General features: G+C 72.5%; 14 protein-coding genes. 9 read left to right on the top strand and 5 right to left on the bottom strand.

Annotation, left to right across the window (positions count from 1 at the left end):
- Window positions 1-14: 14 nt before the first annotated feature.
- Window positions 15-677: a TVP38/TMEM64 family protein gene (locus CCN39_RS03200; protein WP_086838310.1), complete on the bottom strand. Its 663-nt coding sequence runs from the start codon at window positions 675-677 to the stop codon at window positions 15-17.
- 45 nt (window positions 678-722) lie between these two features.
- On the opposite strand from CCN39_RS03200, the gene CCN39_RS03195 reads away from it, so the two are divergent.
- Window positions 723-1739: a DNA polymerase domain-containing protein gene (locus CCN39_RS03195; protein ID WP_086838309.1), complete on the top strand. Its 1017-nt coding sequence runs from the start codon at window positions 723-725 to the stop codon at window positions 1737-1739.
- 4 nt (window positions 1740-1743) lie between these two features.
- Here the strand turns inward: CCN39_RS03195 and CCN39_RS03190 are convergent, their stop codons facing one another.
- Entirely contained in the window at window positions 1744-2367 is a 624-nt protein-coding gene (locus CCN39_RS03190) for a hypothetical protein (RefSeq protein WP_086838308.1), read from the bottom strand.
- A 339-nt stretch (window positions 2368-2706) separates the two neighbouring features.
- Here CCN39_RS03190 and CCN39_RS03185 point away from each other — a divergent pair, with 339 nt between their 5' ends.
- Window positions 2707-3099 carry a DUF6221 family protein gene (locus CCN39_RS03185; RefSeq protein ID WP_003068867.1) on the top strand — a complete coding sequence of 131 codons (393 nt, stop codon included), beginning with the start codon at window positions 2707-2709 and terminating at the stop codon, window positions 3097-3099.
- A gap of 36 nt (window positions 3100-3135) precedes the next feature.
- On the top strand, window positions 3136-4131 hold the full coding sequence (locus tag CCN39_RS03180) for an LLM class flavin-dependent oxidoreductase (RefSeq protein WP_086838307.1): 996 nt from the start codon (window positions 3136-3138) through the stop codon (window positions 4129-4131).
- A gap of 42 nt (window positions 4132-4173) precedes the next feature.
- Here CCN39_RS03180 and CCN39_RS03175 read toward each other — a convergent pair whose 3' ends face one another.
- Entirely contained in the window at window positions 4174-4830 is a 657-nt protein-coding gene (locus CCN39_RS03175) for a maleylpyruvate isomerase N-terminal domain-containing protein (protein WP_167454964.1), read from the bottom strand.
- A gap of 19 nt (window positions 4831-4849) precedes the next feature.
- Window positions 4850-6403 (bottom strand): PucR family transcriptional regulator, encoded by a 1554-nt coding sequence (locus tag CCN39_RS03170; protein WP_086838305.1) that lies wholly within the window; start codon window positions 6401-6403, stop codon window positions 4850-4852.
- A 117-nt stretch (window positions 6404-6520) separates the two neighbouring features.
- On the opposite strand from CCN39_RS03170, the gene pruA reads away from it, so the two are divergent.
- Window positions 6521-8149, top strand: coding sequence for an L-glutamate gamma-semialdehyde dehydrogenase (gene pruA / locus CCN39_RS03165; RefSeq protein ID WP_086838304.1), 1629 nt, complete (start codon window positions 6521-6523; stop codon window positions 8147-8149).
- Window positions 8150-8160: 11 nt separating this feature from the next.
- Window positions 8161-9090, top strand: coding sequence for a proline dehydrogenase family protein (locus CCN39_RS03160; RefSeq protein ID WP_086838303.1), 930 nt, complete (start codon window positions 8161-8163; stop codon window positions 9088-9090).
- Between the two features lie 48 nt (window positions 9091-9138).
- Here the strand turns inward: CCN39_RS03160 and trxA are convergent, their stop codons facing one another.
- A complete protein-coding gene (trxA, locus tag CCN39_RS03155; RefSeq protein WP_086838302.1) occupies window positions 9139-9510 on the bottom strand; it encodes a thioredoxin in 372 nt (123 codons plus the stop codon).
- Between the two features lie 85 nt (window positions 9511-9595).
- On the opposite strand from trxA, the gene CCN39_RS03150 reads away from it, so the two are divergent.
- From CCN39_RS03150 to CCN39_RS03135, 4 genes are all read left to right on the top strand, one after another.
- Complete coding sequence (locus CCN39_RS03150) at window positions 9596-9838, top strand: DUF2630 family protein (protein WP_086838301.1); 243 nt, start codon at window positions 9596-9598, stop codon at window positions 9836-9838.
- A 129-nt stretch (window positions 9839-9967) separates the two neighbouring features.
- Complete coding sequence (locus CCN39_RS03145) at window positions 9968-10378, top strand: YciI family protein (protein WP_086838300.1); 411 nt, start codon at window positions 9968-9970, stop codon at window positions 10376-10378.
- Between the two features lie 11 nt (window positions 10379-10389).
- A complete protein-coding gene (locus tag CCN39_RS03140) occupies window positions 10390-10827 on the top strand; it encodes a VOC family protein (RefSeq protein ID WP_086838299.1) in 438 nt (145 codons plus the stop codon).
- Window positions 10828-10831: 4 nt separating this feature from the next.
- Window positions 10832-11980, top strand: coding sequence for an RNA polymerase sigma factor (locus tag CCN39_RS03135; protein ID WP_086838298.1), 1149 nt, complete (start codon window positions 10832-10834; stop codon window positions 11978-11980).
- The last annotated feature ends 96 nt before the right edge of the window (window positions 11981-12076 follow it).

Raw genomic sequence — 12076 nt, 5'->3', positions numbered from 1 at the left:
CTGTGCTGTTCGCGTCAGCCAGCCGGTCCGGCGGGCTGCGGTTCGGCCGGTGCCCGCTTCTTGAACACCTTGACCAGCCCGATCGCTCCGGCCAGCGCGAACACGCCGTAACAGGCGAGCAGCGCGGGCGGCGTGTCGCCGGTCAGGGCATCGCCGAGGACGACCACGGCGACCGTGCCGGGCACGCTCCCCAGCAGCGTACCGGCCAGGTACGGGGCGAGCCGCACCGAGGACACCCCGCAGAGGTAGCTGAACGGCGCGAACGGCACCACCGGGATCAGCCGCAGCGACGTGACGGCGAGGACGCCGCCGCCGGAAAGGCGGTCGTTGACGGTGCGGACGGCGGACCGGTGCAGGTGGCGGGTGACCAGGTCGCGGCCGAGCAGCCGGGCCAGCCCGAAGGAGAGCGCGGCCGCGATGGTGGTGGCGACCAGCCCGATCGCGATCCCGGCCGCGGTGCCGACGAGCAGGCCGGCGGCGAGGTTGAACACCGTCCGCGGGATGGGCGCCACGGTGAGCAGCGAGTACGCGACGAGCAGCACGAGCGGGGTGGCGGGTCCGGTGGTGGCGGCCCAGGCCCGCAGGTCGGCCGGACCGGGGATCGGCAGCAGCACCGCGGCCGCCGCGAAGGCGGCGAGCACGGCGAGCGCGACGATCAGCTTGGTGCGGCCGGACACCCGTTCGAGCCTACCGGCCGTCCGTCGGCGGGCTAGCGTGGCCGCATGCCCAAGAACGGTGACCCGGTCGAGTACGAGGTGGGCGGGCGCACGGTCCGCGTCACGAGCCCCGACAAGGTGTACTTCCCCCAGCGCGGCATCACGAAGCGGCAGGTCGTGGAGCACTACATCACGGTCGGCGGGCCGCTGCTGCGCGCGATCGGCGAGCGCCCGACGACGCTGAAGCGCTACGTCGACGGCGTCGAGGGCGACTGGTTCTACGCCAAACGCGTGCCGAAGGGCGCGCCGCCGTGGGTGTCGACCGCGCAGATCACGTTCCCGTCGGGCCGCAAGGCGGACGAGGTGTGCCCGGCCGAGCCGGCGGTGTTCGCGTGGGCGGCCAACCTGGGCACGTTCGACTTCCACCCGTGGCCGGTCCGCCGCGCCGACGTCGACCACCCGGACGAGCTCCGGATCGACGTCGACCCGCCGGACCGCGCCGGCTTCGCGGACGCGGTCGAGGTGGCCCTGGTGGTCCGCGAGGTCCTGGCGGACGCGGGCCTGACGGGCTGGCCGAAGACGTCGGGCGGCCGCGGGGTGCACGTGCTGGTCCGGATCAGGCCGGAGTGGGACTTCGTGGCGGTCCGCCACGCGGTGATCGCGCTGGGCCGCGAGGTCACCCGCCGGATCCCGGAGAAGGCGACGATCTCCTGGTGGAAGGAGGAGCGCGGCGGCCGGGTCTTCCTCGACTACAACCAGGCGGCCCGCGACCGGACGGTGGCGTCGAGCTGGTCGGTCCGCGGAACGCCGCGCGCGACGGTGTCGACGCCGCTGACGTGGGAGCTGCTGGGCGAGGTGGACGCGGACGACTTCGACGTCCTGACGATCCCGGCGTTCCTGGAGAAGTACGGAGACCTGCACGCGGCGATGGACGAGACACCGTTCGGCCTGGAGACGGCGCTGGAGTGGTACGAGCGGGACGTGCGTGACCACGGGCTGGGGGACCTGCCGTACCCGCCGGACTACCCGAAGATGCCGGGCGAGCCGAAGCGGGTCCAGCCGAGCAAGGCCCGCCCCGACTGACCCCTCACGGCTTCCGGCAGCTGACGGCGGTGACGGTTGCCTTGGGGACGACTTTGCCGTTCTTGGTGCTCATGCTGGTGCGATCGACGCGGTACGAGGTGCCGCCCTGGGCGTAGGCGGTCTCAATGAGCTCGCCGGACGCGTCGCCCGAGATGCTGTAGGTGATGTCGCACTCCCAGAGGAGGGTGCTCGCGCCGAGGAAATTGAGCTTCGGCTCGACGACCACGTTGCACCCGGCCGAACCGAAACACTGCTTGGACTGGACGGCCAGGTCGACCGAGTAGTCCTTCGCCGTGGGCTCGGGCAGGACCGGTTCCGTCGTGGTCGGAACGGCGAACGCGGGGATCGACGGGCTGGTGGTGGCGGGCGCGGCGGCGTCCCGCGACCGCGCGGCACCATCGGCGGAGATCCACGTGCCGCCGGGGCCGACGCAGGGGGCGTGCTGCGCCTTGTCCAGGCACGGGCCGGCGACGCTCTGGCCGTAGGCGAGCGCCAGCACGACGCCGGCCGCCAGGGCGGGCAGCACGGCCAGTGCACCCACCACCCACGGCCACTTCCTGCGCCGGGGCCGCGCGGCGACCGGCGGGAAGTACGGCGTCTGCGGGCCGGGTGAAGCCGGAACGGACATGACCACCTCCGTGACTGTGCTGCGGGGACAGACGCGGCGGCGGAGCCCGGTGTTACGGAGTGACACGGAAGAGACCGTTGTCCGGCACGAACTGTAATCACGACCACAGCCGTGGCGGTCGTCACCGAATCTCCCGATCGCCGGGAAATTGCTCTCGGCCGAATGCACCAACCGGAACGCCGAGTGATCACGCAAGCGCCCGCTGTCGCCTTTCGGGTCACAAATGTTGCACGGCCGTTCTCGATGTCACGATCTTGGTCTCCGACGGCGTAACGTGCGGTCCCGGATCGACGACTCCCCGGGGCCATCGGGGAGCGGGTTCGAGGAAGGAGGCCGTTCGTGGACGACCTGATCGCTTTCCTCGCGGCGCGGGTGGGCGCGCGGCAGGCGTTGATCATGCAGGCCGTCAACAAGGCGAAGGCCGGCGAGGCGATGAACCGCGGCGAGACGAAGGTCGCCGTGGAGCAGAAGATCCGCGGGCTGACCGATCTCGAGCTCGACGTGGTCAACCAGATGATCAACGAGATCGAGGCGACCCGGCGGATCCTGCTCGCCCACCGCACCACGGTGTCGGAGAAGGTGCCCGGTTTTCCGCTCTACGGCAGCGAATACTGGTGTGAGACCTGCCACGTGCCCGCCGACGAGGCCGGCTCCAACTGGTGCCTCACGCTGCGCCTGCTGGCCCTGCCCTACGCCGACCACCCGGAGTACAGCGAGCGCTGGCGGCCCTGACGGGAATCCCGCCGGACGCCCGGCGTTGCACTCGGGGTGACGCCGTTCTCCGTGCTCGACCGCTCGCCCGTGCGGCGGGACCGCGGGCCCGCGCAGGCGCTGCGGGACACCGTCGCCTTCGCCGCCGCCGTCGAACAGCTGGGCTACCACCGGTTCTGGGTGTCCGAGCACCACAGCGTGCCGGGTGTCGCCGGGTCCGCGCCGACCGTGCTCGCCGCCGCCGTCGCGAGCGCGACGAGCCGGATCCGCGTCGGTACCGGGGGTGTGATGCTGCCGAACCACCGGCCGCTGGTCGTGGCCGAGCAGTTCGGTGTGCTGGAAGCGCTTAACCCGGGCCGGATCGACCTGGGGCTCGGCCGGTCCGTCGGCTTCACCGGCGGCGTCCGATCGGCGCTGGGGCACGGCAAGGACGCCGCCGACGACTTCGGCGCGCAGGTCCGTGAACTGCTCGGGTTCTTCACCGGGGACCACGGCTATCCCGGCGTGCACGCCTACCCGGCCGAGGGGCTGCGCGTGCCGCCGTTCCTGCTGGCCACCGGGTCGGGTGCGGACCTCGCCGCGGAGCTCGGGCTGCCGCTGGTGATCGCCCCGGTGCGCGGCGAACCGGCCCTGGCCGAGGCCGTGACGCGCTACCGGGACGGGTTCCGGCCGTCCGAGTGGGCGCGCGAGCCGTACGTGGTCGTGTCGACGGCGATCGCGGTGGCGGACTCGGCGGCGGATGCCCGCCGCCTGCTCGTCTCGGAAGCCTGGGCGACGGTGTATTCGCGCTCCCACGGCGTCTTCCCGCCCCTGGACCCGCCCGGCGACATCCTCGCGGGGCCGATGACCGACCGCGAGCGAAGGCGGCTCGAGGAGACTGTGGACGGTCAGATCTCGGGGACGCCGGCCGAGGTGGAGGACCGGCTGGGGAGGCTGGTCGCGCTCACCGGCGCCGACGAAATACTCGCCACGACCGCCGCCTACGACCAATCCGCGCGCCTGGATTCTTTCGCCGCATTGGCCGAGCTGCGCTTGCGTGAAACTATTTCCTGAGCTCCGGTCATCCCGTCGGGAATTGTCCGCGAGGTATTCGGTTCACCCGAGCACCAGCGGCAGCCGCGCCGCCAGCTCGCCCAGCGCCGCGGTCTCCGCCTCCGTCGGGGCGCGCCGGCCGGTCGCCACCAGCAGGACGTCGGTGTCCGGCATCGACGCCGGGAACGAAGCCCCCGCGATCTTCTCCACCATCACCCGCGTCCGCGCCAGCCCCTCGGCAGGCGGCCCCGCCACCGACGGCACGTGCGCCACCAGATCCAGGTGGTGCAACGTCCACTCCAGCACGTACGCCGACAGGTAGTCACCCGCCGTCAGGACCATCTCCTGCGTCGACACCCGCTCTCCCGGGTCCACCAGGTCCGCCGCCCGGCCCGCCGCCGATCCCACGTCGTCCAGGTGGAACTTCAGCAGCGCCGGGTCCTCGTACGCCGCCGCCAGGCGGACGATCAGGGCCGACAGCGGGTCGTCCCCCGAAGGGAGCTCGCCGGACACCGCCCAGTACGTGATCGCGTCGTGCGTCAGCGCCGAGGACGCCGGGGTCGCGAGGGTGATCAGCACGTCCTGCGCGTCGATCACCAGGTGGCAGACCAGGTCCCGGACCAGCCAGCCGCGGCAGCCCGACGGCTTCGCGAACTCCGCATCGGGAACGGAAGCGACCGCGAGGCGCAACGCCGCCCACGTGCGCGAAAAGAGATCCACCCGCGGGAAGCTAGCAGGGTCACAGCCGCAGCTGCAGCTGAGTTAACAGGCGCTGCGCCGGGTCGTCGAAGTCCACCCCGGACACCTCCGCGGCACGCCGGACCCGGTACCGCACCGTGTTCGGGTGGATGTTGAGCACCCGGGCCGCCGCGCGGACGTCGCCGAACGCGTTCAGCCAGGCCAGGACCGCCGGCACGAGAATGCCGCCGTGCTCGGTGTCGTGCTCCACCAGCGCCGTCAGCCGCGGGTCGCGGATCCGCGGCTGCGTCCCGAGGAATGCCAGCACCTCCGAAAGCAGCACTTCGGCGCGGACGTCGGCCAGCGAGGCGACGTCCGCCGCCCAGCGCCCGCGCGTCATCGCCGCCAGGACGCGGTCCGCGTCGCCGCGGGATGCCGCCGCCTCCGAGAGCCGGGGCACCACGCCGCCGAGGGCCGCGCGGACCGGGACGTCCAGGTGACGGCGGGCCGTCGCCGCGATTTCGCGGGCCAGCGCCAGCACCGCCGCGTCGGAGTGCTCGGGCAGGTCCGGCAGCAGCGCGTAGACGCGGCCGCCGATCACGCTCACCAGCGCGCTGCGCCGGTAGGCCGCCGTGTGGACGGCGATCAGGTGCACCAGCTCGGCCCGCCGCAGCTGCCGGTTGTCCGAGCGCTCCAGGGAAAACGCCAGGACCTGCGCCGGCCGCGACGGGTCCGCGCCGATGTCGTCGGCGACGGACTCCGCGTCCAGCCGGCCTTCCAGCAGGCTGGCCAGCAGGTCCTCGCGCAGCCGCAGCTCCGGGCTCGGCAGCGTGCGCGCCCGGATCAGCTGCGGCGCCAGGGTGCGGCTCGCCCCGAGCAGCGCCGTCTCGGCCCGTTCGGTGAGCGGCTGGGCGCCCTCCTGGACCCAGATCGTGCCCAGCGGCTGCTTGCCGGCGTGGATGCCCGCCGCGATGCGGCGGCGGATGCCCAGCTCGGGCCGCTCGTCGATCCGGACGATCCCTTCCCCGGCGCGCAGCCGCTGGTAGACGCCCCATTCGCGCAACATGGCGAGGTAGCGCTCCGGGCCCTCGCGGCCGAGGATGGACAGCCGCCGCAGCTCGTCGACCTCGTCGCCCGCCCGCGAATACGCGAGCACGCGGTTCGCCGTGTCCTCGATGCTGACCAGGCCGCCAGTGAGCGTCGCGATCGTCTGGGCCAGCGAGAACAGGTCGCCGAGCACCTCGCCGCTGGCTGCCTCGCCGCCCGCGCGGGCCGCTTCGACGACGCCGCGGGCCAGCGATTCCACCTGCTCCCAGCGCGCCTCCGCGCCGACCGTGAGCAGCGCGACGCCCGCGTCGGCGGCGACGTCGGCGCCCGTCGCGCCCTTGACCGCCACCGCGGCCGCGCCGCCGCGCCCGGCCGCGCGGATGGCCGGGGCCGCCGCCCGGCCGCGCGCGCCGATCACCAGCACCAGGTCGCCGGGGGACGCTTCCAGCGGGTCCTCCGGGTCGAGGATCACGACGTCGGTGACGCCGACGCCGAGGCCGTGCGGCGCCACGACGACCTCGACGAGCGGCTCGCCGAGCGTGGCCAGGACGTGGCGCAGCGACGTCACGGCAGCCTTATCCGATCGGCCAAGATCATACGAGCGATTTTAGCTGATCGGACAAGCCGTCGGCGCGTGTCCGGAGTTACCGTTCGGGGCATCTGGACATAAAGCAGAGGAGCCGCCGTGGACGCCGTGACCCAGACCCCCGCCCCGAAGAACGAGCCGGTGCTCACCTACGCGCCGGGCAGCGCCGAGCGCGCCGAGCTCGAGGGTGCGCTGAAGCGGCTGGGCCAGGCGGAGCCGGTCGACCTGACCGTCACCATCGGCGGCGAGCAGCGCCCCGGCGGCGGCGAGAAGATCGACGTCGTCCAGCCGCACAACCACGCGCACGTGCTCGGCACCATCCACAGCGCGACGCAGCAGGACGCGACCGACGCCATCGCGGCGGCCGCGAAGGCCGCGCCGGAGTGGCGCGCGCTGTCCTACGACGACCGCGCCGCGATCCTGCTGCGCGCCGCCGACCTGCTCACCGGCAAGTGGCGCGCCACGCTCAACGCCGCCACCATGCTCGGCCAGTCCAAGACCGCGACCCAGGCCGAGATCGACTCCGCCTGCGAACTCGCCGACTTCTGGCGCTTCAACGTCGAGTTCGGCCGCCGGATCCTCGCCGAGCAGCCGATCAGCTCGCCGGGCGTGTGGAACCGGATGGAGCACCGGCCGCTGGAAGGCTTCGTCTACGCGATCACGCCGTTCAACTTCACCGCGATCGCCGGCAACCTGCCGACCGCGCCCGCGCTGATGGGCAACACCGTGCTGTGGAAGCCGTCGCCGACGCAGTCGTTCGCCGCGCACCTGACCATGCGGCTGCTCGAAGAGGCTGGGATGCCGCCGGGCGTGATCAACCTGCTGCCCGGCGACGGCAAGGCCGTCTCCGAGGTCGCCCTGACCCACCGCGACCTGGCCGGCATCCACTTCACCGGCTCGACCGCGACGTTCCAGCACCTGTGGGGCACGGTCGGCGCGAACATCGCGGGCTACCGCGGCTACCCGCGGCTGGTCGGCGAGACCGGCGGCAAGGACTTCATCGTCGCGCACCCGTCGGCCGACGTCGACGTCCTGCGCACCGCGATGGTCCGCGGCGCTTTCGAGTACCAGGGCCAGAAGTGCTCCGCCGCGTCGCGGGCGTACGTCCCGCGCAGCGTTTGGAACGAGCTGAAGGACGGCCTGGTCGCCGAGACCGAGGCGCTGTCCTACGGCGACGTCACCGACCTGTCGCACTTCGGCGGCGCGGTCATCGACCGGCGCGCGTTCACCAAGCATTCGGACCTGTTCGACCGCGTCAAGAACGACGCCTCGGTCGAGGTCCTCACCGGAGGCACCGCCGACGACAGCGTCGGGTACTTCGTGCAGCCGACCATCTTGGTCTCGGACAACCCGAAGCACGAGATCTTCTCGACCGAGTACTTCGGCCCGATCCTGTCGGTGCACGTCTACGAGGACGGCGACTTCGACGCCGTGCTCAAGCTGGTCGACGAAACGGCCGCGTACGCGCTGACCGGCGCGATCATCGCCAACGACCGCACCGCCGTCGCGAAGGCGTCCGAAGCGCTGAAGTTCTCGGCGGGCAACTTCTACGTCAACGACAAGCCGACCGGTGCCGTCGTCGGCCAGCAGCCGTTCGGCGGCGCGCGGGCCTCGGGCACCAACGACAAGGCCGGCTCGATCTTCAACTTGCTCCGCTGGACGAGCCCCCGCTCGGTCAAGGAGACCTTCGTGCCGCCGACCAGCGTGCGCTACCCGCACCAGGGCTGAGGAGGTTCGTCATGCTGCGTGCCCCGTTGCTCGCCGCCGCCCGCTCGAAGGGCATCCGGCGGCTCGTGGAGGCCGTGCCCGCCACGCGGTCCGTGGTGCGCCGGTTCGTGGCCGGGTCAGAGACGGCCGACGCCGTCCGCGTGGCCAGGGAACTGGCCGCGGACGGCCGCCGGATCACCCTCGACCACCTCGGTGAGGACACCACCGACGCCGCGCAGGCGGCGGCGACCGTGGCGGCCTACGAGGCCGTGCTGACCGCGCTGGCCGCGGAAGGGCTCGCCGAGGGCGCGGACGTCTCGGTGAAGCTGTCGGCGGTCGGGCAGTTCCTGCCGGCGGACGGCGAGGACGTCGCGCTGGAGAACGCGCGGAAGATCTGCGCGGCGGCCGAGGCGGTCGGTGCCACCGTGACGCTCGACATGGAGGACCACACCACCACGGACTCGACGCTCGGCATCCTGCGCGAGCTGCGCGGCGAGTACCCGTGGGTGGGCGCGGTGCTGCAGGCCTACCTGCGGCGCACCGAGCAGGACTGCCGCGAGCTGTCCGGGCCCGGGTCCCGCGTGCGGCTGTGCAAGGGCGCGTACGCCGAGCCGGAGTCGGTGGCGTTCGCGGAGAAGTCCGAGGTGGACAAGTCCTACGTCCGCTGCCTGCGCGTCCTGATGGCGGGCCGGGGCTACCCGATGGTGGCCTCGCACGACCCGCGGATGATCGAGATCGCCGCCGCGCTGGCCGAGGAGAACGGCCGCACGGACGACGACCACGAGTTCCAGATGCTCTACGGCATCCGCCCGGAGGAGCAGGCGCGGATCGCGGCGTCCGGGGCACGCATGCGCGTCTACGTGCCCTACGGCGACGAGTGGTACGGCTACTTCATGCGGCGGCTGGCCGAGCGCCCGGCGAACCTGGCGTTCTTCCTGCGCGGGCTCGCGACGCGGTCCTGAACACGACGAAGGCCGCCCCGCGGGGCGGCCTTCGTCGTGTGGTGGTGGTCAGGCCTGTTCGGCCTCGGCTTCGGCGGCCTTGCGCTTGACCTCGTCCATGTCGACCTCGCGGGCCTGCTTGATCAGGTCCTCGAGGGCGGCTTCGGGGAGCGCGCCGGGCTGGGCGTAGATCAGCGTCTTGTCCCGGATGATGGCCAGCGTCGGGATCGAGCGGACGTCGAAGGCGGCCGCGAGCTGCTGCTGCGCTTCGGTGTCGACGCTCGCGAACACGATGTCCTCGTGCTTCTCGGAGGCCTTCTCGTAGACCGGCGCGAATTGGCGGCACGGCCCGCACCAGCTCGCCCAGAAGTCGATCAGGACGAACTCGTTGTCGGTCAGCGTCTGGTCGAAGTTCTCGGCGGTCAGCTCAACGGTGCTCATGCCCTGGTCAACGACTCGAGCCCGGCGGGAATTCCCGGGGCCGCGGTAGCGTCTGACCGAGCGCACCCCGGAAGAGGAGGAACAGATGGCCGACGGCGAAATCCTGGGCCGGATCGACGAGCTGATCGCGGAGGAGCACGAGCTCCGGTCGCGCTCGGTCGGCGTGGGGCTGAGCGGCGGCGACAAGGACCGCCTCACCGCGGTCGAGCAGCAGCTCGACCAGTGCTGGGACCTGCTGCGGCAGCGGCGCGCGAAGGCGGAGTTCCACGAGAACCCGGACGAGGCCGCGGCCCGCCCGGTGTCCGAGGTCGAGTCCTACCGCCAGTAGGTCCGTGCGGCCGCTCCTCGCGGGCGGCCGCAAAAAATCTTCTCCGGCGATGTCGAAACGCCGGAACCGGCTCCGTCCCCGGGGTGAGAGCGGCCAGAATGGGCCGTCACCCACCGAGGGAGCACCACGATGGCGAAGTACCTGCTGCTGAAGCACTACCGCGGCGCGCCGGCCCCGGCGAACTGCGACACCACCATCGACCAGTGGACGCCGGAGGAGATCACCGCGCACATCCAGTACATGCAGGACTTCGGGGACAAGCTCGTCGCCACCGGCGAGTTCGTCGAGCACCAGGCGCTCGCCCCGGAGGGGACGTTCGTCCGCTACGACGGCGAGGGACGGCCGCCGGTCACCGACGGCCCGTTCCCCGAGACCAAGGACCTCATCGCCGGCTGGACGGTGATCGACGTCGACAGCTACGAGCGGGCCCTCGAACTGGCCGCGGAGCTGTCGGCCGCACCCGGCCCGAACGGGGAGCCGATCCACGAGTGGCTCGAGCTGCGCCCGTTCCTGGCCGCGCCGCCGACCATCACGGAATGACGGGGAGCACGATGGTTCTGCCACGGCTGGAGCACGTCGGCATCGTCGTCGGGGACCTCGAGGCGGCGAAGGCGTTCTTCGTCGAGCTCGGGCTCGAGGTGGAGGGGGAGATGACGGTCGACGGCCGGGCGGTCGACCGGATCGTCGGGCTGGACGGCGTCCGGTCGGACGTGGCGATGCTGCGGACGCCGGACGGCCACGGGAAGCTGGAGCTGATCCGGTACCGGACGCCGGCGGGACCGGGCGGCGACCCGCAGGCGCCGGCGAACGCGCCCGGTCTGCGGCACATCCTGTTCGAGGTGGCGGACATCGAGGGGGTCCTGGAGCGGCTGCGGCCGCACGGCGCCGAACTCGTCGGCGAGCTGGTGCGGTACGAGGAGAGCTTCAAGCTCTGCTACGTCCGCGGCCCGGAGGGGATCATCGTCGAGCTGGCCGAGCGGATCGGCTGAGCTCGTGGACGAAGCCCTGCTCCGGAGCCTCACCCCGGGTGTCCTGGCCGTCCTCGTCCGCCGCGGAGCGGAGTTCGCGGCGGCCGAGGACGCCGTCCAGGAGGCGCTGGTCGAGGCGTTGCGCGTCTGGCCGGCCGATCCGCCACGGGAACCGAAGGGCTGGCTGGTCACCGTGGCGTGGCGGAAGTTCCTCGACGCGACCCGGGCGGACGCCGCCCGCCGCAAGCGCGAGGACGTCGTCGACGCCGAGGTGGCGCCCGGGCCCGCGGCGGCCGTGGACGACACGCTCCAGCTGTATTTCCTGTGCGCGCACCCGTCGCTGACGCCGTCGTCGGCGGTCGCGCTCACGCTGCGGGCCGTCGGCGGGCTGACCACGCGGCAGATCGCGCGGGCGTACCTGGTGCCCGAGGCGACCATGGCGCAGCGCATCAGCCGCGCCAAGCGGACCGTGTCGGGGGTGCGGTTCGACCAGCCCGGCGACGTCGCGACCGTGTTGCGCGTGCTCTACCTGGTCTTCAACGAGGGCTACTCCGGCGACGTCGACCTCGCCGCCGAGGCCATCCGGCTCACCCGGCAGCTCGCGGCGGCGATCGACCACCCGGAGGTGGCGGGACTGCTCGCGCTGATGCTGCTGCACCACGCCCGGCGGGCCTCCCGGACGACGGACGGCGGCGCCCTGGTCCCGCTCGCCGAGCAGGACCGGACCCGCTGGGACACCGCGCTGATCACCGAAGGCGTGGCCATCCTGCAGCGGGCGCTGTCCCGCGACCGGCTGGGCGAGTTCCAGGCCCAGGCGGCCATCGCGGCCCTGCACGCCGACGCCCGGCACACGGAGGAGACCGACTGGGTGCAGATCGTCGAGTGGTACGACGAGCTGGTGCGCCTGACCGGCAGCCCCGTCGTGCGGCTCAACCGCGCGGTCGCCGTCGGCGAGGCGGACGGCCCGCGGGCCGGCCTGGCGGCGTTGGCGGAGGTGGATGCCGCGGTGCCCCGCCACACGGCGGTGTCGGCCTACCTCCACGAGCGCGACGGCGACCTCGAGACGGCGGCAAAGCTGTACGCCGACGCGGCGGCCAAGGCAGCCAGCCTCGCCGAAGTCGACCACCTCACCCGCCAAGCCGCCCGCCTCAACACCCGCAACTCGCGTGACTGAACCCGTAACTCGCGTGATTGAGCCCGGATCTCGCGTGATTGAAGCCGTATCTCGCGTGATTGAACCCCGATCTCGCGAGTTCCGGCTCTGATCACG

Origin of the sequence: Amycolatopsis kentuckyensis, assembly GCF_002155975.1 — a bacterium.
GTDB lineage: Bacteria > Actinomycetota > Actinomycetes > Mycobacteriales > Pseudonocardiaceae > Amycolatopsis > Amycolatopsis kentuckyensis.
Note: the sequence above shows the minus strand (reverse complement) of the source record. Positions and strands in the feature narration are given on the sequence as shown.

Coding starts and splice junctions, on each gene's coding strand:
- trxA (WP_086838302.1), bottom strand. CDS start 9,510: ATGAGCACCGTTGAGCTGACCGCCGAGAACTTCGACCAGACGCTGACC.
- CCN39_RS03190 (WP_086838308.1), bottom strand. CDS start 2,367: ATGTCCGTTCCGGCTTCACCCGGCCCGCAGACGCCGTACTTCCCGCCG.
- CCN39_RS03140 (WP_086838299.1), top strand. CDS start 10,390: ATGGTTCTGCCACGGCTGGAGCACGTCGGCATCGTCGTCGGGGACCTC.
- CCN39_RS03145 (WP_086838300.1), top strand. CDS start 9,968: ATGGCGAAGTACCTGCTGCTGAAGCACTACCGCGGCGCGCCGGCCCCG.
- CCN39_RS03160 (WP_086838303.1), top strand. CDS start 8,161: ATGCTGCGTGCCCCGTTGCTCGCCGCCGCCCGCTCGAAGGGCATCCGG.
- CCN39_RS03150 (WP_086838301.1), top strand. CDS start 9,596: ATGGCCGACGGCGAAATCCTGGGCCGGATCGACGAGCTGATCGCGGAG.
- CCN39_RS03195 (WP_086838309.1), top strand. CDS start 723: ATGCCCAAGAACGGTGACCCGGTCGAGTACGAGGTGGGCGGGCGCACG.